The sequence below is a fragment of the uncultured Tateyamaria sp. genome (genome assembly GCF_947503465.1).
In the GTDB taxonomy this organism is placed as follows: domain Bacteria; phylum Pseudomonadota; class Alphaproteobacteria; order Rhodobacterales; family Rhodobacteraceae; genus Tateyamaria.
Genome location: NZ_CANNDN010000001.1, coordinates 1,148,431 through 1,171,879 on the forward strand (window position 1 = coordinate 1,148,431; position 23,449 = coordinate 1,171,879).

At 62.9% G+C, this 23,449-nt stretch carries 24 protein-coding genes; 14 read left to right on the forward strand and 10 right to left on the reverse strand.

Translation table 11 applies throughout. The features are described 5' to 3' along the window. The first annotated feature begins 81 nt into the window (after nt 1-81). On the forward strand, nt 82-870 hold the full coding sequence (locus Q0844_RS05885) for an IclR family transcriptional regulator (protein WP_299043017.1): 789 nt from the start codon (nt 82-84) through the stop codon (nt 868-870). Between the two features lie 25 nt (nt 871-895). Beyond that, complete coding sequence (gene ugpC / locus Q0844_RS05890; RefSeq protein WP_299043019.1) at nt 896-1,957, forward strand: sn-glycerol-3-phosphate ABC transporter ATP-binding protein UgpC; 1,062 nt, start codon at nt 896-898, stop codon at nt 1,955-1,957. A gap of 303 nt (nt 1,958-2,260) precedes the next feature. Here ugpC and ptsP read toward each other — a convergent pair whose 3' ends face one another. From ptsP to Q0844_RS05915, 5 genes are all read right to left on the reverse strand, one after another. Then, on the reverse strand, nt 2,261-4,498 hold the full coding sequence (ptsP, locus tag Q0844_RS05895; protein WP_299045218.1) for a phosphoenolpyruvate--protein phosphotransferase: 2,238 nt from the start codon (nt 4,496-4,498) through the stop codon (nt 2,261-2,263). Nucleotides 4,499-5,090: 592 nt separating this feature from the next. Next, the gene (locus Q0844_RS05900; RefSeq protein WP_299043021.1) at nt 5,091-6,329 is read right to left on the reverse strand and encodes an aspartate kinase; all 1,239 of its coding nucleotides are present in this window, start codon (nt 6,327-6,329) and stop codon (nt 5,091-5,093) included. 175 nt (nt 6,330-6,504) lie between these two features. After that, nucleotides 6,505-7,146: an SDR family NAD(P)-dependent oxidoreductase gene (locus tag Q0844_RS05905; protein WP_299043023.1), complete on the reverse strand. Its 642-nt coding sequence runs from the start codon at nt 7,144-7,146 to the stop codon at nt 6,505-6,507. Between the two features lie 6 nt (nt 7,147-7,152). After that, on the reverse strand, nt 7,153-7,599 hold the full coding sequence (locus tag Q0844_RS05910) for a DUF1178 family protein (RefSeq protein WP_299043025.1): 447 nt from the start codon (nt 7,597-7,599) through the stop codon (nt 7,153-7,155). A 55-nt stretch (nt 7,600-7,654) separates the two neighbouring features. Further along, nucleotides 7,655-8,116 carry an NUDIX hydrolase gene (locus tag Q0844_RS05915; protein ID WP_299043027.1) on the reverse strand — a complete coding sequence of 154 codons (462 nt, stop codon included), beginning with the start codon at nt 8,114-8,116 and terminating at the stop codon, nt 7,655-7,657. Between the two features lie 190 nt (nt 8,117-8,306). Between Q0844_RS05915 and modA the strand changes: the two genes are divergently transcribed. Genes modA through modC form a run of 3 tightly spaced genes read left to right on the forward strand, consistent with a single transcriptional unit; the run spans nt 8,307 to nt 10,791 of the window. After that, a complete protein-coding gene (gene modA / locus Q0844_RS05920; RefSeq protein WP_299043028.1) occupies nt 8,307-9,038 on the forward strand; it encodes a molybdate ABC transporter substrate-binding protein in 732 nt (243 codons plus the stop codon). Next, entirely contained in the window at nt 9,035-9,727 is a 693-nt protein-coding gene (modB, locus tag Q0844_RS05925) for a molybdate ABC transporter permease subunit (RefSeq protein ID WP_299043029.1), read from the forward strand. The genes modA and modB overlap by 4 nt, the downstream gene beginning before the upstream one ends. Next, nucleotides 9,724-10,791 (forward strand): molybdenum ABC transporter ATP-binding protein, encoded by a 1,068-nt coding sequence (gene modC / locus Q0844_RS05930; protein ID WP_299043031.1) that lies wholly within the window; start codon nt 9,724-9,726, stop codon nt 10,789-10,791. The genes modB and modC overlap by 4 nt, the downstream gene beginning before the upstream one ends. On the opposite strand, the gene Q0844_RS05935 is transcribed toward modC, so the two are convergent. Beyond that, the gene (locus tag Q0844_RS05935; protein WP_299043032.1) at nt 10,784-11,542 is read right to left on the reverse strand and encodes an EcsC family protein; all 759 of its coding nucleotides are present in this window, start codon (nt 11,540-11,542) and stop codon (nt 10,784-10,786) included. The genes modC and Q0844_RS05935 overlap by 8 nt on opposite strands. A 31-nt stretch (nt 11,543-11,573) precedes the next feature. After that, nucleotides 11,574-12,059: an N-acetyltransferase gene (locus Q0844_RS05940; RefSeq protein WP_299043033.1), complete on the reverse strand. Its 486-nt coding sequence runs from the start codon at nt 12,057-12,059 to the stop codon at nt 11,574-11,576. Nucleotides 12,060-12,150: 91 nt separating this feature from the next. Here Q0844_RS05940 and Q0844_RS05945 point away from each other — a divergent pair, with 91 nt between their 5' ends. From Q0844_RS05945 to Q0844_RS05960, 4 genes are all read left to right on the forward strand, one after another. After that, on the forward strand, nt 12,151-12,756 hold the full coding sequence (locus tag Q0844_RS05945; protein WP_299043034.1) for a flavin reductase family protein: 606 nt from the start codon (nt 12,151-12,153) through the stop codon (nt 12,754-12,756). Then, nucleotides 12,753-13,385 (forward strand): CatB-related O-acetyltransferase, encoded by a 633-nt coding sequence (locus tag Q0844_RS05950; RefSeq protein ID WP_299043036.1) that lies wholly within the window; start codon nt 12,753-12,755, stop codon nt 13,383-13,385. Before Q0844_RS05945 ends, Q0844_RS05950 begins: the two co-directional genes overlap by 4 nt. A 20-nt stretch (nt 13,386-13,405) precedes the next feature. Further along, on the forward strand, nt 13,406-13,945 hold the full coding sequence (locus Q0844_RS05955) for a hypothetical protein (RefSeq protein ID WP_299043038.1): 540 nt from the start codon (nt 13,406-13,408) through the stop codon (nt 13,943-13,945). Between the two features lie 104 nt (nt 13,946-14,049). Then, complete coding sequence (locus Q0844_RS05960; protein WP_299043040.1) at nt 14,050-14,235, forward strand: hypothetical protein; 186 nt, start codon at nt 14,050-14,052, stop codon at nt 14,233-14,235. Between the two features lie 92 nt (nt 14,236-14,327). On the opposite strand, the gene Q0844_RS05965 is transcribed toward Q0844_RS05960, so the two are convergent. After that, nucleotides 14,328-15,953 (reverse strand): SulP family inorganic anion transporter, encoded by a 1,626-nt coding sequence (locus tag Q0844_RS05965; protein WP_299043042.1) that lies wholly within the window; start codon nt 15,951-15,953, stop codon nt 14,328-14,330. Nucleotides 15,954-16,230: 277 nt separating this feature from the next. Between Q0844_RS05965 and Q0844_RS05970 the strand changes: the two genes are divergently transcribed. From Q0844_RS05970 to Q0844_RS05990, 5 genes are all read left to right on the forward strand, one after another. Further along, nucleotides 16,231-17,592, forward strand: coding sequence for a hypothetical protein (locus Q0844_RS05970; RefSeq protein ID WP_299043044.1), 1,362 nt, complete (start codon nt 16,231-16,233; stop codon nt 17,590-17,592). Nucleotides 17,593-17,761: 169 nt separating this feature from the next. Continuing rightward, nucleotides 17,762-18,634: an S-methyl-5'-thioadenosine phosphorylase gene (locus Q0844_RS05975; RefSeq protein WP_299043046.1), complete on the forward strand. Its 873-nt coding sequence runs from the start codon at nt 17,762-17,764 to the stop codon at nt 18,632-18,634. A gap of 10 nt (nt 18,635-18,644) precedes the next feature. Continuing rightward, nucleotides 18,645-19,277 carry a LysE family translocator gene (locus tag Q0844_RS05980; RefSeq protein WP_299043048.1) on the forward strand — a complete coding sequence of 211 codons (633 nt, stop codon included), beginning with the start codon at nt 18,645-18,647 and terminating at the stop codon, nt 19,275-19,277. Beyond that, complete coding sequence (locus tag Q0844_RS05985) at nt 19,274-19,804, forward strand: adenine phosphoribosyltransferase (RefSeq protein ID WP_299043049.1); 531 nt, start codon at nt 19,274-19,276, stop codon at nt 19,802-19,804. The genes Q0844_RS05980 and Q0844_RS05985 overlap by 4 nt, the downstream gene beginning before the upstream one ends. Before the next feature lie 71 nt (nt 19,805-19,875). Then, a complete protein-coding gene (locus Q0844_RS05990) occupies nt 19,876-21,282 on the forward strand; it encodes a hypothetical protein (protein WP_299043051.1) in 1,407 nt (468 codons plus the stop codon). Here Q0844_RS05990 and Q0844_RS05995 read toward each other — a convergent pair. Together Q0844_RS05995 and Q0844_RS06000 are read right to left on the reverse strand one after the other, a co-directional pair. Further along, nucleotides 21,260-21,973: an SGNH/GDSL hydrolase family protein gene (locus tag Q0844_RS05995; RefSeq protein WP_299043052.1), complete on the reverse strand. Its 714-nt coding sequence runs from the start codon at nt 21,971-21,973 to the stop codon at nt 21,260-21,262. The two genes, Q0844_RS05990 and Q0844_RS05995, sit on opposite strands and share 23 nt — an antisense overlap. A gap of 31 nt (nt 21,974-22,004) precedes the next feature. After that, a complete protein-coding gene (locus tag Q0844_RS06000; protein WP_299043053.1) occupies nt 22,005-23,426 on the reverse strand; it encodes an FAD-binding oxidoreductase in 1,422 nt (473 codons plus the stop codon). Nucleotides 23,427-23,449: the final 23 nt, after the last annotated feature.

Here is a 23,449-nt window from a genome sequence, read left to right on the forward strand (position 1 = left end):
GTTTCCAACTATTGGAACACTACGGGGCACTTGGGCGGCAGGTCAACAGATTTTGTCGCGCCGGTCTTTGGGAGGAGACAGATGAACACCGCAGCCCCCCGGTCGGGGGAAGGAACCATTGCCAAGGCGCTGGATGTGCTGGACCTTGTGGCCCAGCTGGAACGTCCTGTGCGGTTTTCCGAACTGCTGTCCCTGTCCCCCCACCCCAAGGCGACACTGTACCGCCTGGTGCAGAATCTGACCGCCCTTGGCATGCTGAAATACGACACCGACCGTCAGACCTATGCCCCCGGTTTGCGCCTTGTGCGCCTGGCCCATGCGGCATGGCGGCAAAGTTCGCTTGCCCCGATTGCGCGCCCCTTTATCGATGCGCTGAGCGCGCAGGTCGGAGAGACGGTGCACCTGGCGCAGATGGACGGCGGGCAGGTTCTGTACGTCGACAAACGCAACGCCGCCGAACCGCTCGAGATGTTTTCACAGGCGGGCAAGGTCGGCCCCGGATATTGCACGGGCGTGGGCAAGGCGATGCTGGCCTTCCTGGGTGACGAGGCACTGGAAGTGGCGCTGTCCCAGCAGGCGTGGTTTGCCCATACCGCCCACACCCACACCAGCCGCGATTCCCTGTGTTCCGAGTTTGCCGCGATTCGGAGCGATGGCGTTGCCTATGACCGCGAAGAGCACGAACCCGGCATCATCTGCGTGGCCGCCCCCATCCTGTCGGATGCGGGCCGTTCCATCGGTGCGCTGAGCGTCACCACGTCCACCGCGCGCAAGTCACTGGCCGATCTGGCCAAGCTTGCGCCGCATCTTCAATCCACCGCGCGCGATATCGCCGGTGCCGCTGCCAACTGGCAGTTTCCAAGTCAATAAGGCCAGATAAACGAGGGAGGACACCATGACCGGCGTCACATTGCAGAAAGCCATCAAGCGATACGGGGCCACACAGGTCATTCACGGTGTGGACCTGACCATTGAAGACGGCGAGTTCTGCGTCTTTGTCGGCCCGTCGGGCTGCGGCAAATCCACGTTGCTGCGCATGATTGCAGGCCTGGAGGAGACAAGCGACGGCCAGATCAACATCGGCGCACGGGACGTCACCCATATGGACCCGGCCGAGCGTGGCGTGGCGATGGTGTTCCAGACCTATGCGCTTTACCCGCACATGACGGTCGAGGAAAACATGGGCTTTGGCCTGAAGATGAATGGCGTCGACAAGGAGACCATCAAGAAGAAGGTCGATGGCGCGTCGAAGATCCTGAAGCTGGACGACTATCTGGCCCGCAAGCCTGCCGCGCTGTCAGGGGGGCAACGTCAGCGCGTGGCCATTGGCCGGTCGATTGTGCGCGGTCCCGAAGTGTTCCTGTTTGACGAGCCGTTGTCGAACCTGGATGCCGAATTGCGTGTCGACATGCGCGTCGAGATTGCCCGCCTGCACAAGGAATTGGGCACCACGATGATCTACGTGACCCACGACCAGGTCGAGGCGATGACGCTGGCCGACAAGATCGTCGTCCTGCGCGCCGGGTATATCGAGCAGGTCGGATCGCCCATGCATCTGTATCAGGACCCGGACAACAAGTTTGTCGCAGGCTTCATCGGCTCGCCCGCCATGAACTTTGTCAGGGGCGTGGTCGAGGCAGAGGGCGTGCGCGTACCCGGCCTGGCCGATCGGGTGGTCCGCACAACCGTGGCCCTGCCCGCCGCCGGGACCGAGGTGACCGTGGGTGTCCGCCCGCAGGACATGGAACTGACCGAGGGCGCGTCGCCCATCAAGCTGGACATCCGCGAGCGGTTGGGCGGTGTGGCCTATGACTATCTGACCACGCCTACCGGCGAGCGGCTGATTGTGGAATCAAAGGGCGACATGGCGATGGAGGAAGGTACCGAGGTCACCATCAGCTTTGCCGATGACCGCGTGATGTTCTTTGATACCCAGAGCGAACAGCGTCTACGTTAAGCGTTTTTTGAACAAGATTGGCCGCCGTCTGTGATGCAGGTGGCGGCCTTTTTTGTGAAAATTTGCAGTTTGGGGAGGGTTTGGGGAGATATTGGTTATTTGAAATTTCACCTGATTAAACTGCGGAAATTTCCGAATTTTGGCGTGCTTTTTGAAATTTTTCCACCGCGCTTTCAATTCGAATTCACGCTGTGCCGAGGCGATCAGTGCACGCGGCGGGCCCTGTGGATAAGTCAAGGCCTCTTGAGGCAACGCATGACGTTTACCGCGTACTGGATTGAATCATAACCGAAATCCATCACCTCAGCTCTGACTGCGCAGATACTCCATAATCGCGGGTCGCACGTTCATATCGCCCCTGTGGCGCGCATCCGCGATGACCTTTCGCACGTCATCCAGATTTGACCGCCTTAACAAGGACTTGACCGGACCGATAGAGGCTGGGCGCATGGACAGGCTGCGCAAGCCAATGGCGGCAAAACACAGCGCTTCGACCGGACGGCCCGCATCCTCGCCACAAAAGGACAGTGGTGTGTCGGTCTGGTTGCAGCGTTCGACAATGCGTTCGATGAAGGACAGGAACGACACGTTCAGCGTGTCATAGCGCCGCCGCACCCGTTCGTTCTCTCGGTCGGCGGCAAAGAAGAACTGCTTGAGGTCATTGCCCCCGATGGACAGGAACCCGACCTCTTCAAAGAATTTCCGGGGCGCAAAGGCCAGGCTGGGGGTCTCCAGCATGGCGCCGACCTTGATCTCGGACGGCAGCACATGGCCCAGCCGCGCCTCGCGGTCGAGCGCCTTGTCCACCTCGGCGCGGGCCAGGGTGTATTCCTCGTATTGCGCCACGAAGGGGAACATGATGGTCAGGGGCCGCCCATTCGCACCGCGGATCAACGCCTGCAACTGCATCCGCATCACGCCGGGCTTGTCCAGCCCCACGCGGATCGCGCGCCACCCCAGCGCCGGGTTCGGTTCGTCATTGGGCTTCATATACGGCAGCACCTTGTCCGACCCGATATCAAGCGTGCGAAACACCACCGGCTTGCCACCCGCCGCGTCCAGCACGCGGGCATAAAGCGCCGACAGTTCGGACCGTTTGGGCATCTGATTGCGCACCAGAAACTGCAGTTCGGTGCGGAACAGGCCCACCCCTTCGGCCCCGGACCCTTCCAGCGAGGGCAGGTCCGCCATAAGCCCTGCATTCATGTGCAACGCCACGGTCGATCCGCACAAGGTGCAGGCCGGCTTGTCACGGATCGAGGCATAGCGTTCCACGGCAGCCGCCTGCATCGCCATCTTGTCGCGGAAGGCGGTCACAACCGTATCGTCAGGGCGCAAATGCACGATGCCCTGTTCGCCATCGACCATGACATGGTCGCCGTTCAGCGCCTCAAGCGTGGCGCGTTCGGCGTGCACAATCAGCGGGATGGCCAGCGCGCGTGCGACAATGGCCGCATGGCTGCCCACGGACCCGGCCTCGAGAATGATACCCCGAAGCGACCGCCCGTAATCCAGCAATTCGGCAGGGCCGATATTGCGCGCCACAAGGATCGGATCGGCAGGCATTTCGGCACCTGTATCGGACCCCTGCCCCGTCAGGATGCGCAGCAGGCGGTTCGACAGGTCATCCAGATCGCTCAACCGTTCGCGCAGGTAATTGTCCGTCGCCTGCCCCATGCGGGCACGGGCCAGCGATTGCTCCTTCTCAACGGCGGCCTCGGCGCTCAGCCCGTTCGCGATGTCCTCTTGCATGCGCCGCATCCAGCCCTTGGAATTGGCAAACATGCGATAGGCTTCAAGGACTTGCGCCTGTTCCTTGTCAGCCGCCAGCGCCAGCATCTTGTCGACACCCACGCGCAATTCCTCGACCGCCTCGGTCAGACGTTCCAGTTCGCGATGCGGATCGTCGGCAATGGGGTTGGTGACGACCACCCGCGGTTCATGCAGCCAGATATGGCCCTCGGCCACGCCCTCCTGGGCGACCGTGCCGCGCAACATGGACGGCTGCGAATGGCGCGCGCCCATGGCCGCCCCCTCGCCCACGAACGCGCCCAGTTCGGCCATTTCGGCCAACACCATGGCGACCACTTCCAGCGCATAGACTTCGTCAGCCGAAAATTCCCGCGCCTGCTTGGACTGCACCACCAGTACGCCCAACGAGTCGCCCAGCCGCTGGATCGGTACGCCCAGAAAGCTGGAAAATACCTCTTCCCCGGTTTCGGGCATGTAACGGAAGCCGCCCGCGTTCGGGGCATCAGCGGTGTTGACGACCTGCCGTCGCCGCGCAACCCGCCCCACCAGCCCTTCGCCCAGCCGCATGCGGGTCTGGTGCACAGCATCCGGGTTCAGACCCTCGGTGGCACACAGTTCCAGCGTGTCTTCGTCCCGAAACAGGTAGATCGAGCACACTTCGCACCCGATGCTGTCGGCAATCAGGTGGGTGATCTTGTCCAGCCGCGCCTGGCCGGGATCATCCCCCGCCATCGCGTCACGCAAGCGGCCCAGCAGCTTGCGGCTTTCTGTTTCGATGCGTTCGGCCATGGCCGCGCTGTCCCCACCTTCGTCCTGCGACATCAGCTTAGATCACAGGGACGCCCAAAGCGAAACGACAAAGCGGCGGTGCCGCTTGCATTTCTCCCGCAGAAGTAGAAATCGCGCAGTAATCCGCAGCCGCGGGCGCTTCATTCCGCCAATTGGGCGATCATCCTGTCAACATGGGCGTGGCACAGGAAAACCGCACACCTATTGCCGTGCCGACCAGCCAAACCTGCGCATGGCCTGAATTGCAGGGGCACGCGTGAATACCAGTCAATACGGGACAGCATGTTCAGCGCCGTTGTGATCAGGACACGGTTGGCCACAGCCACCCGCTCCGGATCAACGCGCAGTCCCACTTCGCGCACACGGGCCATCCAAAGCGGTGCGCGCGCCGCCGCCAGCCACGCAACAGGTCGGGTTCCATATCGGCACAAGCAGCTTGGGTGTCGTCATTCATGCCATTGCAGTTGGCCCGCCCGCCGGAACGGCAGGTCCACCGCATGCGCAGCGTCGTGTGCAATCACATGCACCAAATCGTATGGCGTGCGCAACATGGGTCGCGCCCTGGCGCCGGTGATACGCGCGGGCTCCGGGGTCAGGCGGCCTTGTCCAATTCAAACGCATCATGCAGCGCCTGCACGGCCAGTTCCATGTATTTTCGGTCGATCAGAACGCTGATCTTGATCTCGGACGTGGTGATGACCTTGATATTGATGCCTTCGGCGCTCAGGCACTGGAACATCTTGGCCGCCACACCTGTGTGGCTGCGCATGCCGATGCCCACGACGCTGATCTTGGCCACGTCGGTGTCGGCGATAAGTTCGTGGAAATTGATGATGCCAGCGGCCTTGGCCTCGGCCATCGCCTTTTCGGCCCGCGCCACCTGGTCGGTGGGGCAGGAAAAGGTCATGTCCGTCCGCCCCTCTTCCGAGATGTTCTGGACGATCATGTCCACGTTCACACCCGCCTCGGAGAGTGCGGTAAAGATGGTGGCCGCGATGCCCGGGCGGTCGGCCACAGACACCAGCGTCATCTTGGCCTCGTCCCGGGAAAAGGCCACACCGGCCACGACATTGCTTTCCATGATATCCTCCTCATCGCAGACCAGGGTTCCGGCCTCGTCGGATTGTTCCTCGAAACTGCTCAGCACACGCAGCTTGACCTTGTACCGCATCGCCAATTCGACCGACCGGGTCTGCAGCACCTTGGCGCCCAGCGACGCCAGTTCCAGCATCTCTTCGAACGCGATCCTGTCCAGTTTGCGCGCCTTGGCGCTGACACGCGGGTCGGTGGTATAGACACCGTCCACATCGGTGTAGATGTCGCAGCGCTCGGCCCCAAACGCGGCGGCAAAGGCTACGGCGGTCGTGTCCGACCCGCCCCGGCCCAGCGTGGTGATCCGGCCCTCGGGGCTGATACCCTGAAAACCTGCCACCACGGCGACGCGCATGCCCTGATCGAACTTGGCATTGATGTTGTCGGTCGGAATCTCCTCGATCCGGGCCGAGGAGTGCGCGGAATTGGTCTTCAGCGGCACCTGCCAGCCTTGCCAGGACCGCGCGGGCACGTCCATTTCCTGCAAGGTCAGCGCCATCAGCCCGGCCGTCACGTTTTCACCCGACGACACAACGGCATCATATTCGCGGGCATCGAACAAGGGCGAGGTTTCGTTGACCCAGCCCACCAATTCGTTGGTTTTGCCCGACATGGCCGACACGATGACAATCACGTCATAGCCCTTGGCAACCTCGACGCCCACACGCTTGGCGGCGCGGCGGATGCGGTCCAGGGTGGCGACCGATGTGCCACCGAATTTCATCACGAGAACAGGCATGACAGGCCCCAATTTTCCGTCCGCCTGCCCTTATCCCCGCGACAACCAAGTTGCAAGGCGGGGCGCCGCTGCGGCTTCTTCTGACCAGAAATACGACGGGGGTTTGGGGGCAGAGCCCCCATTCACAAACACAGGTCGTGTCGCGCGTATGCGCGTCCGCTGGATCGGGCCCGCTTCAATAGGGGTGCGCCTGCCCGTCCCATGTCTCGAAACAGCCGGTGGTGTCATGGGTCAGGGCGGCAAAGCGCCGGATCAACCCCTCGACAGCCTCATCCACGGTGATGGCAGCGCTGCCGCCGCCCATATCCGTCTGCACCCAGCCCGGGTGATAGATGCCCACCGCCACCTCACCGGCAAGATCCGCAGCCAGGTTGCGCCCCAGGTTCAGCACTGCCGCCTTGGACGCCCGGTAGATATAGCTGCCGCCGGGGGCGCGTGTGTGCGACGCCATCTGCGACGAGATGATGGCGATGCGGGGCGCCGGCGCCGCGCGCAGATTGGGCAACAGCGCCTGCACCGTCAAAAACACACCCGTCACATTGGCGGCGAAGGTCTGGTTCCACAGATCCGGGGCATAGCCCGTTTCCAGCGCGTTGTTCTTGTCCAGATACACCCCGGCATTGCACACCAAGAGGTCAATGGGCCGCCCGTCCAGCTGGGCGGCCATGGCCCGGTGATCCGGCGGCTGGGTGACATCCAATGTCACCTCGGCCCCCGACGACCGGCCGGTGCCCGTCACGTCATGTCCTTGCGCGCGATATGCTGCTGCCAGCCCCGCACCAATGCCGCGGGTGGCCCCGGTAATCAGAATATGCATGTAAAATCAGTTCGCTTTGCGTGATGGAATAAAGGGCAGTGGGGCGACGGGCACGCCGTCATCGATCAGGCGCTTGGCCTCTTCGCGGTTGGCCTCGCCCCAGATGGGCCTGTCGGGCCGCTCGCCCAGATGCTGCGCCAGCGCTTCGGAAGCAAAGTTGCCGCCCACATAGGTGGCGTTCTTCTCGACGGCCTCGCGCATCCTGGACATCGCCGCTTCGACATCTGATGCGGGCGCGGCCAGCGGTGCGACATCCTTGGGCGCATCGCCCTGTGCCGCCGCCTGCCGGCCGGTGCTGACCCGCGGGGCCATGATCGCCTTCGATACATCAGCGCTGCCACACAGGGCGCAGGCCACATGGCCCGCAGACTTCAGGGTTTCGAACGCATCGGCACTTGCAAACCAGCTGTCAAAGCTGTGCCCCCGGTCACATTTGAGCGTGTACTTGATCATAGCCTGTCAAACATAAGGGCGCGGACGCCCACGTCAAAGCGCTAAATGTCGGAAATCAGGCCAGAAACCGTGGGTCAAAATCGCGCAGGATACGGGACAGTTCGGGCGAATCCACCATTTTCGCCGCCTTTCTCGGGCTCACCCATTTGCGGGTGCGCTCGGCGGCTTCGGGAAAATCCATGGCCAATGACTTGACCTTGACCGCATAGACCATGGCCGCAATCGGCAGACCCGCATCTTCGCCCATGTCCTTGCTGTACGTAAACATGCCCAGGGCGCGCTGATCGGCACGCCCGACCACACCGCCTTCTTCCCAGGCTTCCTGCGCTGCGCTGTCGGCGGGTGTAAGACCATCCATCGGCCAGCCCTTGGGGATGATCCAGCGGCGCATCCGGCGCGAGGTCACCAACAATACCTGCACCTTGTCTTTTTTCACACGGTAGCAGAGGGCGGCAAACTGCGTCCGCACATCCGCCTTTCTCACGCGTCCCAGATTCAAGGGAAGCTGCTTGATCATTGGGGCCGTCACTGCCCTGCCCTCCATAATTGCCAATAATATAACGCGCTTTTGGTGGAATTACCAGTTTCCGTGCTGAACATTTCAGGTCCATGACATAGCGCAACAGGGTTGAAACATCGTATGCGACGGCAGCACGGGCACGTTTAGCCCTTGAGGGGATGCACCCATTGCCCAATAGTCGGGCGTGATGAAAACCCTGAACCGGATCAAGGGGTTGGTGCTTGCATCTGTGATGATCTTCGTCACCGGCGCCACCCAGGCAGAGCCTTTGCGAGTCTTTGCGGCGGCCTCGTTGCAGGGGCCGCTCGATGCCGTGGCAAACAGTTGGGACAGCCCCGTTGTCATCAGCTACGGCGGCAGCGGTGCAATGGCCCGGCAAGTGAGCCAGGGCGCACCGGCGGATGTCGTGATCCTGGCCAACATGGCCTGGGCCGACTGGTTGGCGGCCACGGGGCGTGTTCCGGGCACCCCGCGCCCATTGCTGTCCAACACGTTGGTAATCATAGAAAAAACCGGCGCCCGCGCCTTGCCTGATGCGCGTGCAGGCACGCTTTTGAACAGGCTGGATGGCCGCCGCCTTGCCATGGGCCAGCACATGTCCGTGCCTGCCGGTATCTATGCCAAGGCCTGGCTGGACCGGGTCGGCACATGGGACAGCCTGCGTCCCCATCTGGCAGAAACGGAAAACGTGCGCGCGGCCCTGGCCCTGGTCGCCCGGGGCGAAGCGCCATTGGGAATCGTCTATGCCTCGGATGCGGCGGCCAGCGATCAGGTCGATGTCGTCTACTCCGTCCCGGCAGACAGCCATCCGCCCATCCTGTATCCCGGCCTGGCCCTGACCCCGGCAGGGGCTGCGTTCCTTGACCACGTGACGGCGCGAATCGACCGCTTTGTGGCTGCCGGGTTCAGCGTCCCATGATGTTGGACGCCGCCGGATGGACGGCCTTGCGCCTGTCGCTGCTTGTCGGTGTGACGGCCACGCTTGTGGCCCTGCCCCTTGCGATCTGGGTGGCCTGGCTGCTGGCGCGACGCGCGTTCTGGGGCAAGCAGGTGTTGAACGCGCTGGTGCACCTGCCGCTTGTGCTGCCTCCGGTCGTGACGGGGTACCTGCTGCTGATCGCCTTTGGCCGCAACGGACCCGCGGGCCGCTTTCTGGAAGAGACATTCGGCCTTGTCCTTGCCTTCCGTTGGACGGGGGCCGCGCTGGCGGCCGCTGTCATGGGGTTTCCGCTGATGGTGCGCGCCATTCGCCTTGCCATCGAGGCCGTGGATCCAAAGATCGAAGAGGCCGCCCGCACCCTTGGCGCGCCGGGCTGGGCGGTCTTCGGGTCCATCACCCTGCCCCTGATCCTGCCGGGCGTGCTGGCCGGGGCCGTCATGGGATTTGCCAAGGCCATTGGCGAATTTGGCGCAACCATCACCTTTGTCGCCAATATCCCGGGTGAGACTCAGACCCTGCCATCGGCCATCTATGCCCTGTTGCAGGTGCCGGGTGGCGAGGATGCCGCGATCCGATTGGTGATCTGGGCCTGCCTCATCGCCCTGGGCGCGGTGGTGGTATCGGAGTGGCTGGCGCGCCGCGTCGCGCGAAGGATCGCGGGCACATGACGCTGTCGGTCTCCCTGCGCCACCGGTTCGGTGACTTTGCGCTTGATATCGGCTTCGAGGCGGGACCGGGGGTGACGGCGCTGTTTGGCCGGTCCGGTGCAGGCAAGACAACCATCGTCAATGCCATTGCCGGGCTGTTGCGGCCCGATCATGCGCAGATCACCCTGGATGGCATCCGCTTTGACACCCTGCCCGTGCACAGGCGCCGGGTTGGATACGTGTTTCAGGACGCGCGCCTGTTTCCCCATCTGAGTGTCGCCGACAATCTGGATTATGCAGGTCGGTTCGGTGCGCGGGCCAGGGACCGTCCCCGTATCATCGAGATGCTGGGGATCGGCGCCCTGCTGGAGCGTCGCCCGGCCACCCTGTCCGGGGGGGAAAGACAGCGCGTGGCGCTTGGGCGCGCTTTGCTGTCCGATCCGCGCCTGTTGCTGATGGACGAACCGCTTGCGGCGCTCGACGCCCCCCGCAAGGCCGAGATCCTGCCCTATCTCGACCGGCTCAAGGCCGAAACCGGTGTGCCCATTCTCTATGTCAGTCACGCGGTGGACGAGGTGGCGCGTCTGGCCGACACCATGGTGCTGTTGGCCCACGGCCGCGTGGCGCGCGCCGGGCCGCTGTTCGATGTGATGGCGGATCCCGCCGCGGTCCCCCTTCTGGGCGTGCGCGAGGCAGGCGCGGTCCTGCGGGCCCGTGTGACCGCACATGACGATGACGGGCTCAGCACGCTGGCGCTGGCGGCGGGGTCGGTGCAGCTCTTGGGGGTGCAGGCCCCTGTCGGCGCAGAGGTACGGTTGCGCGTGCTGGCGCAGGATGTGCTTTTGTCGCTGACCGAACCTGCGGGATTGAGTGCGCAGAACATCCTGCCCGTGACCATCACCGCGATCCGTGCAGGCGACGGGCCGGGGGCTGCGATTGCACTGGATGCGGGCGGGGACGCGCTGTTGGCGCGGGTGACCGCCCGGGCCGTGCACCGCATGGGCCTGACCGAGGGGCAGCACCTGTTTGCAGTGATCAAGGCCACGTCCGTGGCCCAATCGGCCATTTCGGGCGCGGCTACCTGAGCGCCAGCACCTCGCGCCGCAACCGGTCCACCATCACGGCGTGCGGCTGATCGGCCTCCACCGCCAGACGGCGCAGGCCGAAATGCACATGCGCCATGTCGGTGTAGTACTTGGTGTAGCTGAAATTGATCGCCGCACCCGCCGCGGCCCCCAGCAGCGGCACGGCCTGGGCCGCCAGCTTCTGTCCCAGCACCACGGCAAGGCGCGGTGCCACCCGGGCGATCAGCGCCTGCATCGCAGCCCCCGACAGCGCCATCCGGGCCGACAGAAAGGCGATATCAGACCCGTCATCATGATCCAGCGGGCCCGCCGCGGCAAAGACCTGTACGCAGTCGAACCGCACCGATGCGGCCTGCGGATCAAACCCGTGGTCTTCGGCGACCCCTTCGATCACGCGCAACAGCAGCGTCGTTGTCACCGGCAATTCGGCCAGCGCCGTCGGCAGGCCGCCAAATCCGCCCGCCGCTCCCATGGCCGCGCTGACCGTGGCGTTCAGCCACTCGGCCTGATCGGGGACGACACCGCGCGACGTGCTTGCCGCGCTCAGCGCCTGGGTCAGGGCCGCGCGGGTGGCCTCGTTCAACTGGTTGCGCACCGGTTCGGGCAAGCGCCCCAGCAACCCGTCAGCCTGCGTGCCCAGCGCATTGAGCAGCTGGATACCAAGGCCGCCAGCCGCCTTGTAGCGCCGGGCGAGGCGCTCGACTTCCGCTTCTGCATCCACCGGGTCGGGCACAACTATGATCTCGTTCATGGCCCCAAGATGGGCGCGCATCGCCGCATAATCAACCGAACCGCGTGACGTCGCCTTGCACGGCGCTCCATGCCCCGGCTGTCAGATCGCGGCCCAGCACCCGCTCCGGATTGGTCGGCGGGGGCATCACGACACCTGTCAGCTTCCGAAACCCGAAACGCGCGTAATAGGGGGCATCGCCCACCAGCATGACGCGGTCCCAGCCTGCGCCTGCCGCCTCGGCGAGCGAGCTTTCGATCAACTCGCCGCCCAGCCCTTCGCCCTGACGGGTGGGGTGCACCGCCACCGGTCCCAAAAGCAGCGTGGAATGCCCCCCGACCCGCACCGGCCAATAGCGGATGGCACCCGCCAGAATACCGTCCGGATCGCGGGCGACATGGCTCAGCCCAGCCACAGGCGGGACATCATCGCGCAGACGGTAGGACGACAGCGCCTCGCGCCCCGGCGCGAAACACAGGTCATAAAGGGCCTCGACCTCCCACCGGTCTTCGGGCGTCTCTGTGCGCAGATGGTACATGGGGGATGCGAGGTATACCGTTCGTCAGGGCTGGCCCCCGCCCTAGCATGGGGCTATCCCTTGCGCAAACGCACGACCTATCGGAGCCTTCATGTTCTACCGCCCAGCCGATGGCCACGGCCTGCCCCACAACCCGTTCAACGCCATTGTCACCCCCCGCCCCATCGCCTGGGTGTCGACGCGCGGCAGCGACGGGTCCGACAACCTGGCACCCTATTCCTTCTTCAACGCCACGGCGTACGTGCCGCCGCAACTGATGTTTGCCTCGACCAGCGCCAAGCCGGACCGGGACGGGACCAAGGACACCGTTGCAAACATCCGCGACACCGGAGTGTTTTGCGTGAACATCGTGGAATACGCGATGAAGGACGTGATGAACCAGACGTCAGGCGACTGGACGGCGGACACGGATGAATTTGCACTGGCCTCGGTCGACAAGGCCGAATGTTCGGAAATCAATGCCCCGCGTGTCGCCACCGCGCCCGCGTCCCTTGAATGCCGGATGACCCAGATTCACAAGATCGAGGGCGACACAAACTATGTCGTCTTCGGCGAGGTCGTGGGCATCCACCTGCGCGATGACTGTGTCGTGGACGGTATTTTCGATGTGACGCAGTTCAACCCGCTGACGCGCATGGGATATCGCGACTATTCCGTGATCCGCGAGAAGTTCAGCCTGAAACGACCGGGTGAATGAGACTTCCCGACCCAAGCCGCGCCTACCCCGTGACCCTGCCTGACGGGTCCGAACATCAGGGCACGGTGTTTCTGAACCGGGTCATCGATCACGCCGCCTGGACGATTGGCGACTACAGCTATGCCTCCAGCTTTGACGTGGTCGAGGATTGGGCAACCCATCTGGCACCCTACCTTTTCGGCTACGGACCCGAAACGCTGCAGATCGGCAGATACTGCCAGATCGCGCATGGGGTACGGTTCATCACATCCGGGGCCAATCACGCGATGGATGGGGTGACCACCTTTCCTTTCCCCATCTTCGATCCGGCGCAGATGGCGGAGTATCAACCCGACAGCCGCGACACGATCATCGGCCACGATGTCTGGCTGGGGTACGGCGCACTGATCTGTCCCGGCGCGCGCATCGGCAACGGGGTGATCGTGGGCGCGGGCGCTGTGGTGCGGGGCACCGTGCCTGACTACGCGATCGTCGCAGGCAACCCGGCGCAGGTCGTGCGCATGCGGTTTTCCCAAGCGGAGGTCGAGACGCTGAACGCGCTGGCCTGGTGGGACTGGCCCGCAGACCGGGTCGCCGCAGCGGTGCCAACGCTGCTGGCGGGCGATTTGGATGGGCTGCTCTCCTGCTAGACCTGGACAGCGGCACGGCCTTGCGCGCCGCACGCAACGGCCCCGGCCTTGGCACCACGACGCCGGGGGAACTGGCGTTTGTTCAGGCCGCGAACCACGGCCGAGGGCCAAACAGCATTGGCACTTGGCACCGCATCCGACCCTACGACCCGTGTCATCGCCCAACTTTTGGAGAAGGCCGGCGGGGGTCATCCCTCACCACCATCGATATCGGCACGCTGTGTTTCGGTGATCACGGCACGCCGGTTGGGTGCGTGGCGGCGAACATCCATGATGGTCGGGCCATCGACACTCGGATCGCTGCGCGCAAGACGGCCCTTGATCCGGGCACGCCGGGCGGTGCGTGGACTGGTCCGCCCATGTCGCAGGCCAGGTTGGATCGCTTTCGCGCACATATCGAAGCCCGTCATGGTGCGGATCTGGCGGACGTGCGGACCGAGACTGCGCGCCTTAGCCGCGGGTCATTGCCAAGGCGCGCCGGGTTCGCGCTGCGGTACCGGCGCCGCCAAGATGCACACTGCAAGGTGCGGCGCCAACCGCCCCTGACGCCAGACGCCTGATCGGCGAGTTGATGCGCAATTCCGGGCCCTGCCGCCAAACCTTTCGAACCACGCAGCCTCCGGTGCTAGCCTGACGGCACATCAACGGCTCAGGAGAGTGGCACATGCGCAGAATTTTGGCTTTGACGGCAACGGTTTCAATTCTGGGGCTTGCAGCTTGCGGCGACAATGGCGTCGAACGGGCCGTGATTGGCGGGGCCATCGGCTGTGCCGCGGGCGAAGTACTGGCCAATGGGCGCTGCGTCGAAGGGGCCGTCGTCGGTGCGGGCGTGGGCGTGATCACCAACTGACCCCGCCCGGCGCATTTCGGTGCGCCACCACCACTCCACGCAAGCGTCATCCGCCCGTTGGCAGAAACGGCTTGGCGGGCGGCGGCGGGCGGTCAGTGGCCGCCCAGAATACCCGTCCGCACGCCATAATCCGTTGCGATTTCGTAGTCGGGGTCGTCATCGCTGTCGACGATAAGGTGCCCGGCCTTGGTCAGCAGCTTGTGACAATCGTGCGTCAGGTGGCGCAATTGCACACGCTTGCCTGCCGCCTCGTATTTTTGCGCAATCGCTTCGATGGCCTGCAGCGCGGATTGATCCACAACACGGCTGTCGGCAAAGTCGATGATCACCTCGCGCGGATCGGTATCGACCTTGAACAATTCCACAAACCCCGTCGCCGACCCGAAGAACAGCGGGCCCTGCACCTGATAGACACGTGCGCCTTCGGGGGTGGTGTAGGTCTTGGCATGGATACGGCGTGCGTTGTTCCAGGCATAGGCCAGCGCCGATACGATCACACCCACGACCACGGCAACCGCCAGGTCTTCCATCACGGTCACGACCGTCACCAGCAAAATGACAAAGGCGTCAATCCGGGGCACCTTGCGCAGGATCTTGAGGCTGTTCCACGCGAATGTGCCGATCACCACCATGAACATGACACCGACCAGCGCCGCCAGCGGGATCAGTTCGATAATGCTCGACCCGACCAGGATGAAGGCCAAGAGGAACAGCGCCGCCGACACGCCTGCAATCCGCGTGCGCCCACCGGACTTCACGTTGATCATGGACTGGCCGATCATCGCGCACCCACCCATGCCGCCGAAAAAGCCGGTGGCCGTGTTGGCGACACCCTGGGCAATACACTCCTGCGACGCCCCGCCGCGCTGGTTGGTCAGATCACCCACCAGGTTCAGGGTCAGCAGGCTTTCGATCAGGCCAATGGCCGCCAGGATCACGGCATAGGGCAGGATGATCTGCAACGTCTCCCACGTCAGCGGCACGGCCGGAATGTGGAACGGCGGCAGCCCGCCTTCGATGCTGGCCAGATCGCCCACGCGCGGCACATCAAGGCCAAAGAAGATGACGATGGCGGCAACGATTCCGATGCCCGCCAACGGCGCAGGGATCGCCCGCGTCACGCGCGGGGCCAGCCAGATGATCAACATGGTCAGCCCCACAAGGCCCAGCATCAGGTACAGCGGCAGACCCGACAGCCATTCACCCCCCGCCATGCCGTGGCCCGACGCCTCGGCACTGCCGGGCACCTTGAACTGGGTCAGCTGCGCCAGGAAAATCACGATGGCGAGGCCATTGACGAACCCCAGCATCACCGGATGCGGCACAAGGCGGATGAACTTGCCCCACTGCATGACCCCGGCAAAGATCTGCAACAGCCCCATCAGGACCACGGTGGCAAAGAGGTATTCGACCCCGTGTTGCGCAACCAGCGCAACCATCACCACGGCCAGCGCGCCGGTCGCACCCGAAATCATGCCGGGCCGCCCGCCGAAAACGGCCGTGATCAACCCCACCATGAACGCGGCATAAAGGCCAACCAGCGGATGCACGCCCGCGACAAAGGCAAAGGCCACCGCTTCGGGCACCAGCGCCAGCGCCACGGTCAGACCCGACAGCAGGTCGGTCTTGATCTGGCCCGGGGTCAGCTTGGTGTCGCCGGGGGCGATGGAAAAATCGCCAAAGCGTGTCTTGGTGTTCAGATTGTCAAGAAAGGCCATACATCGTCCGTCTGTTCGTGAGGTCGCGATCGGGGGTGGGTAAACCATTCATGGGTCAATAACCATTGCACCAGTCGCGGGGCTGTCATGTGCGCTGGACATAACAGGTCTGACACGGATGGCACGGTATTTCTGGGTATGCAGAAACCGGCTTCCAGTCGGAGGCACAACAAGTTGCTAACCGTATCCTCTCCATCCGACACGGTGATAGGTGAAAGAATTTGACGAAAACCGTTTTGATCGCGCAACCTACTCTTAGTTGATTGGGAGATTTACAGTGGCTGACGCATTTCCAACATTTTTGTCCCAAGGCGAACAAGCGCGACTTTTTCCAGTCTTAGCAACAACGTCAAAGGAAGGCAGGACGACCTCAATAGTTTTGGCATGTCTCGCGAAGATTGACGAACTTGGCGCAGCTTTATTGTCCAGTGTCGGAAAGAAAGTCGGCGTTCGATCAAAGATTGAAACTTACACAGAAATTGTTTGCAAAAATGGAACGTCTGAAATCAAAGATCGACCAGACGGACTAGTCATTCTCAGAAACGGGAGCAACGAGTGGCGGGCGCTGGTCGAAACCAAAATTGGAAATAACGAACTGGAGACTTCCCAGATCGAAAGGTACCGACAGCTCGCAAAAGACAATAGAATTGATTGTGTCATCACGATTTCGAACCAGTTTGCCACCAGACCAACGGTGCATCCGCTTGCTGATGTAAACAAAAGCCGTTCAAAAGTTCCAGTATTTCATTGGTCTTGGATGTACATCCTGACCGAGGCCGATCTGCTCATCAGTCAAGACACTGTGGCTGACGTTGACCAGCGCACTTTGCTGAATGAACTCAGGCGTTTCCTTTCCCACGAAAGTGCGGGTGTCAAAGGTTTCGATCGAATGCCAAAAGAGTGGAGCGATCTAAACAAATTGGTTTCAAGCGGCGGTGCGATTCCTGCAAAGTCAGAAGATGCAGTTGCAGTATTAGCTGCTTGGCATCAGGAAACACGAGACCTCGCACTGATTCTTAGTCGGTTGACCGAGGCGAGTGTTTCGGAGCGGCTCAGCAAGAAACACAGAACCGATGCAACTTTACGTATCAAGGATGAGTTGACCACGCTAAGAGACAAGAAACAAATCTCTGTTTTTCTTGAAATTCCTGATGCGGCTGCCCCCCTTGAAGTGTTCGCAGACCTACCGCGTCGAACGGTTGACGTCGGGATGTCCCTTCGCGCGCCAGAGGACCGAGTTTCAACAAAGGCGCGTGTCAATTGGTTGCTTCGACAAATCAAATCTGATCGCGACAGTGATTTACACATACGCCTGATGTGGCCCGGAAAAAACGAACCGACCCAACATAGTGTCGAAGCTCTGCGTGAGAACGTTGAGATTGCATCCGAAGGCAAGGCACACCTCGCTCCGCACAGTTTCCATGTTTTCCATTCCAAACGGCTGGGCGCGAGGTTCACGCAACAAGTGAACTTCATTACAGATCTCGAAGAGTGTGTGCCAGCATTTTACAGGGATGTGGGAAGCGATTTGTCCGCTTGGAAGAAACCTGCCCCGAAAATCAAACACGATAGGAATTCGGCAAACGACGTGACAACCGAAGCGATAGAAGAAGATGCGGAGGCTTACAGGCCGACTTAGTCGAAACGCGAACTGGTCACTCGGCGCCACTGCAATCACCGGAATCATCCGGCGCGAGTGACCGCGCAATGCACAAAACCGGTGCACGGCCTGTGCACACTCTGTGCACGGGTTGTGCACACGCATTTTGGCTGATTAAGTCGCCCCGACCCACCAATACGAGGCCCCCATGACCCAGACCAAAATCGCCGTGATCGGCGGCTCCGGCATCTATGATATCGACGGGCTGGAGGAGGCGGAATGGACCACCGTCGACAGCCCCTGGGGCGCGGCGTCGGATCAGATCCTCACCGGTACGCGGGACGGCGTCGCCATGGCCTTTCTGCCGCGCCACGGACGGGGGCATGTGCACTCACCGACCACCGTGCCCTACCGTGCCAATATCGACGCGCTGAAGCGTCTTGGATGCACGGATGTGATCTCGGTCTCGGCCTGCGGCAGTTTCCGGGAAGAGATGGCGCCGGGTGATTTTGTCATTGTAGATCAATTCATTGACCGGACCTTTGCCCGCGAGAAGTCGTTTTTCGGGACGGGCTGTGTCGCCCACGTGTCGGTTGCCCACCCCACCTGCCCGCGCCTCAGCGATGCCTGCGAAACAGCCGCCAGGAGCGCGGGCATCCAGGTGCATCGCGGCGGGACGTATCTGGCGATGGAAGGGCCACAGTTCTCGACCCTTGCCGAGAGCAAGATGTACCATGAAAGCTGGGGGGCGGACGTGATTGGCATGACCAACATGCCTGAGGCAAAACTCGCCCGCGAGGCAGAGCTGTGCTATGCTTCCGTCGCCATGATCACCGACTATGACAGTTGGCATCCAGACCATGGCGAAGTCGACGTAACCCAAATCATTCAAACACTTATGGGCAATGCCGACAAGGGCCGCGCACTGGTCAAAGGGCTGCCCACGCTGCTGGGGGTCGACCGCGCGCCCTGCCCGCACGGCTGTGACCGGGCGCTGGAATTCGCGATCCTCACTCAACCCGACAACCGCGACCCTGCGCTTATGGCCAAGCTGGATGCCGTGGCCGGGCGCATGCTCTGAAAGGTTCCTCATGCCCTTTGATCTTTGGCTGCCCTTCGTGGTCGCCTCGACCGCCCTGCTGGTCATCCCCGGCCCGACCCTGATGATGGTCCTCAGCTACGCCATGACCCAAGGCCGCCGGGTCGCGATTGCCTCCGCCCTAGGCGTGGCGACCGGAGACCTGATCGCGATGACCTTGTCGGTGATCGGGCTCGGAGCCCTTTTTCTGACCTCGGCCCTTGCCTTTACGGTGCTGAAATGGGTGGGGGCAGTGTACCTTGTCTATCTCGGCCTGCGCATGCTGTGGAGCGCACGCACCCCTGCCGAAACCACCTTGGTGAACAAGCCCGATGGGCAAAGGGCAGGCAAGGTGTTTCGGGACCTGACAACCGTGACGGCGCTGAACCCCAAATCCAATACATTCTTTGTGGCGTTCGTCCCGCAGTTCATTGACCCGGCGGCCGCCTTCGCACCACAAGCCGCCATTCTGATCGCGACCTTTGTCATCATTGCCGGTATCAACGCCCTGTTCTTTGCGCTGGCCGCCAATGCCATGCGCAGCCGCATCACGCGACCCCGCGTCCAGATGTGGATGACCCGCGCGGGCGGGGCCACACTGGTCGGCATGGGCCTGCTGACCGCCACCCTACGGAGAGCCACATGAAGACCGTTCAGGACTATATCCGCACCATCGTCGACTTCCCCCACGAAGGGATCATGTTTCGGGATGTCACCACCTTGTTTGCTGACCCGCGCGGGTTCCGGATTGCTGTGGATCAGATGCTGCATCCCTATGCCGGGCTTGAGATTGACAAGGTCGTCGGGCTGGAGGCGCGCGGCTTCATCCTGGGGGGTGCAATTGCCCACCAATTGAGCGTCGGTTTCGTGCCCATCCGCAAGAAGGGTAAACTGCCGGGCGCCACGATTTCCCAAGCCTACACGCTGGAATACGGCGAAGCGATTGTCGAGGTGCATGACGACGCGATCAAGGCTGGCGAAAAGATCCTGCTGGTCGATGACCTCTTGGCGACGGGCGGGACGGCCGAAGCCGGGATCAAGCTGGTGGAACGGCTGGGCGGAGAAATCGTGTCCTGCGCCTTTGTCATCGATCTGCCCGACCTTGGCGGACGGGCACGGCTGGAAGCGATGGGGATGGATGTGCACGCATTGTGCGCTTTTGACGGGGAATAACAAAGGCTTGCCAAAGTGCAGGCCCGGCGGTCAGAGTGTCGGCATTTAAACGTCTGCATTCGGACCCTGCCTTGACCACACTTGCCCTGCCTTATCCCGTGGCCCCGATATCACCTGCCAGGATCAACAGCCACGTGCCCGAGCGCGAAGAGAGATCGCTTGCCACGTCCGGCGTGATCGCGCGATATCACGCGCTGCTGAACACGCCCTATTCGCACCCGTTCTCGGGCGCCGGATATCTGATCGGGATCGAAAAAAGCCCCCGCACACGCATCGGTGCGCCCGAAAAAGGCCCGGATTTCGAGCGGCTGCAAGCCCCGCACAAAGTGCCCGAGGGTGGGTTGACGCGGGACCTGGACCAGCAACAACGGACCTTTACCGCCGTCATGGACGATCCCAAGGTCATGTTCGTGTCGCATATCCTGCGCTACGGCCAGTCGCCCGATACAGCCAAGTCCACAACCGACCTGCACTATAGCGCGTACAGCCAAACAGCCTTTGGCCAAACGCCCGACAGCCCGCGCCTGAACGAAAGCTATGCGCGTGGCTGGAACGCGCTGGCCGATCTTGAAACGCAGATCGGTGCCGATCTTGCCGCGGCCTCTGACGCGGGACGCCCGTTCACCCACCTGATGCTGTTGTCCATGGGCTGGAACAATGACCAGTTCGAAGCACTGGAACGCTATAACGCCATCTATCAACACAGCACCCGGTGGGCCGCCGCGCAGGGCCGTGCCTTCAACCCGATGGTCATCGGGCTGACATGGCCTTCGGTCTGGGGTGGTCTGTCCCCCAACGACCTGGCCAATCGCGCGCTGCATCTGGGCAGTTACGCCACCAAATCCATGGATGCGGACGAAATTGGCTTTGGCATTGCCAATCACATCGTCAACGCCATGCTTCCCCGCCTTGAAGCACAAACGGGGCTGCGCAGCGTCCTGATCGGGCATTCGATGGGCGCGCGTATCCTGACACGCGCCTATTATGCGGCCGATGTGTTGCGCGACGCTGCCGTGCGCACGACGCAAGGTCCCATCGTGATCGGATTGCAGGCCGCGTTCAGCATGAACCGCTTCCGCAAGGGCGCACGGCTGTTGCCGCCGTTCCGCTGGCTGACCACGGGCGAAGGAGCGCCCTATCAGGATCACGCAGGGCCGGGCGGCGCGCTGGCGCTGACCTGGGCCAAGGGCGACACCGCCAATCCGGTGGCCCGCTTTGCCACCGGCGCGGCCCATGTCGGGGGCAAGATCGGACATGATGTGCTGGCAAGGCGGTCGGAACTGGCCCCCCTGTTCGAGCGCGCGGTCATCGCATCCCCTTCGGACCTGCCGAACGTTGTGGCTATGGGTAAAAAGGTGAAGCAAAACAAGAAGGTGCTGTACGTCGACGCCAGCGCCATCATCGCCAGCCACGGCGACATCCGAAATCCGCATGTCGGCGAACTGGTCTGGCGGCTTATTGACGGCATGGGGGGCTGAAAAGGTGCGGCGCGTGCCCACGCGCCGCTTCCACGACCTTGCCTGCCCAGATGTCATAGACCGGGGCCCCGGGGTGAAACCCGTCTTGCGCCATCTGCGCCGTATCGACGGGCGCGTCAAAGGGCAGTTGTAACGCGGTCGGGGTGTCGCGGCACAGGTTCGCCAGCACCGCGTCAAACCGGCTGGCGCGCGCGCCGAGAACACCGCGCAGCGGCGGCGGCAGCAGCGGAAACGCCCCCAGGGGCGGCACACCGGACGCAACACAACAGGTCGCGCCGTGCCTGCGCCGCAATGTGTCGAGGATGGTGGCATAGTTCCTGCGCCATTTCGTGATGTGGACACCGTTTTTGACGTCATTCACTCCAACGGCAATCACTGCCAGATCAACCGCGGCGGGTGCCAGTTGCTCCAACGCGTGACAGGCCTGACGGCTGGTCCAGCCCGATTTCGCCTCAAGCGACCAGGACAGGCCGTGCCCCGCACCCAAATGATGAACAAGCCGCCCGGCCAGCGCGTCGGTTTGATGATCGACACCAACCCCGGCAGCCGAGGAGTCACCGACAATCAAGACCCGCAATCCGGGCGCAGGGCCCAAAATGCCCGAACGCGGCCCCGCCGCCTCGGGCAGCCGCATCGCACGTGATGCCACCCATATGGCCTGCGGCAGAAGGACCGGCGCCAACAGCGCCATGCGTATGCCCGCCCTCATCCGGCACGCCGCTTCATAGGGCCTGACTGCGCAGCACCGCACCCGGGTTCATGATGCCATGCGGATCAAGCGCCGTCTTGATCGCGCGCATGGCTGCCAGTTTCGTCGGGTCGCCGTAGCGTTCCAGATCGCCCACCTTGAGCCTGCCAACCCCATGTTCTGCACTGACCGACCCACCCATCTCGTGCACGAGGTCATGTACCGTGCGTTTGATGTCGGACCGTTGATCGTCGTGATCGGCGCGGGATTTTCCGGGCATCGGAAACACGTTGTAGTGCAGGTTACCGTCCCCCACATGACCGAAGCAATTGATACGGAACGCGCCCAGGCCCGCAATACGCCTGTCGACTTCCGCGATGAAATCGGCCAGCGCCCCCAATGGGACAGAAATGTCATGCGAACTGACCGACCCGATGCGCCGGTTGGCCTCGGGTATGGTTTCGCGGATCGCCCAAAAGTCGGCTGCCTGCTGGCTATTCTGCGCGATCATGCCATCCTGCACCAGATCCGCGCCCACCGCCGCCTCGAACAGCTGTTCCAGCGCCGTGGCGGGATCTTGGCCGCCGGACATGCCCACCTCGATCAGGACGCACCATGCCGGGGTTCGGTCCCATGGGTTGCGCACTTGGGGCAACGTTTCGGCCAGAAAGGCAAAGCCTTGCGCGCTGATCAGCTCGAACGCCGACACGGTGTCCCCCATATGGTCGCGCGCCACTGCCAGGAGTGACAGCGCGGCGGCGGGCGACGCCACCTGCAAAAGCGCCGTGCCGGTTGCGGTGGGGCGCGGAAACAGCTTGAGCGCAGCCGCGGTGATGATGCCCAGCGTACCTTCGGCCCCGATCAGCAGGTGGCGCAGATCATATCCGGTGTTGTCCTTGCGCAGGCGGCTGAGGCCGTTGAAGATGTCACCGTTGGGCAGCACCGCTTCGATCCCCAGGCACAGGTCGCGCGCATTGCCGTACCGCAAGACCCCTGTCCCGCCCGCATTGGTGCTGAGGGTGCCACCGATGCGCGCGGACCCTTCCGACGCCAAAGACAGCGGGAAGAGCCTGTTCGCCTCGTTCGCCGCGGCCTGCACATCGGCCAGGATCACGCCCGCATCCGCGACAAGAACGTTTTCGTCCGGGAAGACACCCCGCAGGGACACCATCTTTTCAAGGGACAGGATCAGCGGCACGGGGCCTTCCTCTGCCACCTGGCCACCAACCAGGCCCGTGCCACCGCCATAAGGTACGATCGGAACACGCAAGTCCGCCGCCGCGCGGACCAGCCGTGCGACTTCTTCCGTGCTGCGCGGGCGCGCGAGCAGCCCGGCCTGCCCATGATACCGTCCCCGCGGCTCTTGCAGATGCGCGTCGTCGGCTTGGGAAAACCGGTCTTTGGGCAACACTGCGCAAAGCGCCTCTGCCGTGTCCGCAGTCATTGAAATCAGCATGTCGATCCTCGGAACAGCGATAC

Excerpts from the sequence above, each read along its gene's own strand:
- Q0844_RS05885 (WP_299043017.1), top strand. The coding sequence starts at position 82 with ATGAACACCGCAGCCCCCCGGTCGGGGGAAGGAACCATTGCCAAGGCG.
- ugpC (WP_299043019.1), top strand. The coding sequence starts at position 896 with ATGACCGGCGTCACATTGCAGAAAGCCATCAAGCGATACGGGGCCACA.
- ptsP (WP_299045218.1), bottom strand. The coding sequence starts at position 4,498 with ATGGCCGAACGCATCGAAACAGAAAGCCGCAAGCTGCTGGGCCGCTTG.
- Q0844_RS05900 (WP_299043021.1), bottom strand. The coding sequence starts at position 6,329 with ATGCCTGTTCTCGTGATGAAATTCGGTGGCACATCGGTCGCCACCCTG.
- Q0844_RS05905 (WP_299043023.1), bottom strand. The coding sequence starts at position 7,146 with ATGCATATTCTGATTACCGGGGCCACCCGCGGCATTGGTGCGGGGCTG.
- Q0844_RS05910 (WP_299043025.1), bottom strand. The coding sequence starts at position 7,599 with ATGATCAAGTACACGCTCAAATGTGACCGGGGGCACAGCTTTGACAGC.
- Q0844_RS05915 (WP_299043027.1), bottom strand. The coding sequence starts at position 8,116 with ATGATCAAGCAGCTTCCCTTGAATCTGGGACGCGTGAGAAAGGCGGAT.
- modA (WP_299043028.1), top strand. The coding sequence starts at position 8,307 with ATGAAAACCCTGAACCGGATCAAGGGGTTGGTGCTTGCATCTGTGATG.
- modB (WP_299043029.1), top strand. The coding sequence starts at position 9,035 with ATGATGTTGGACGCCGCCGGATGGACGGCCTTGCGCCTGTCGCTGCTT.
- modC (WP_299043031.1), top strand. The coding sequence starts at position 9,724 with ATGACGCTGTCGGTCTCCCTGCGCCACCGGTTCGGTGACTTTGCGCTT.
- Q0844_RS05935 (WP_299043032.1), bottom strand. The coding sequence starts at position 11,542 with ATGAACGAGATCATAGTTGTGCCCGACCCGGTGGATGCAGAAGCGGAA.
- Q0844_RS05940 (WP_299043033.1), bottom strand. The coding sequence starts at position 12,059 with ATGTACCATCTGCGCACAGAGACGCCCGAAGACCGGTGGGAGGTCGAG.
- Q0844_RS05945 (WP_299043034.1), top strand. The coding sequence starts at position 12,151 with ATGTTCTACCGCCCAGCCGATGGCCACGGCCTGCCCCACAACCCGTTC.
- Q0844_RS05950 (WP_299043036.1), top strand. The coding sequence starts at position 12,753 with ATGAGACTTCCCGACCCAAGCCGCGCCTACCCCGTGACCCTGCCTGAC.
- Q0844_RS05960 (WP_299043040.1), top strand. The coding sequence starts at position 14,050 with ATGCGCAGAATTTTGGCTTTGACGGCAACGGTTTCAATTCTGGGGCTT.
- Q0844_RS05965 (WP_299043042.1), bottom strand. The coding sequence starts at position 15,953 with ATGGCCTTTCTTGACAATCTGAACACCAAGACACGCTTTGGCGATTTT.
- Q0844_RS05975 (WP_299043046.1), top strand. The coding sequence starts at position 17,762 with ATGACCCAGACCAAAATCGCCGTGATCGGCGGCTCCGGCATCTATGAT.
- Q0844_RS05980 (WP_299043048.1), top strand. The coding sequence starts at position 18,645 with ATGCCCTTTGATCTTTGGCTGCCCTTCGTGGTCGCCTCGACCGCCCTG.
- Q0844_RS05985 (WP_299043049.1), top strand. The coding sequence starts at position 19,274 with ATGAAGACCGTTCAGGACTATATCCGCACCATCGTCGACTTCCCCCAC.
- Q0844_RS05995 (WP_299043052.1), bottom strand. The coding sequence starts at position 21,973 with ATGGCGCTGTTGGCGCCGGTCCTTCTGCCGCAGGCCATATGGGTGGCA.
- Q0844_RS06000 (WP_299043053.1), bottom strand. The coding sequence starts at position 23,426 with ATGCTGATTTCAATGACTGCGGACACGGCAGAGGCGCTTTGCGCAGTG.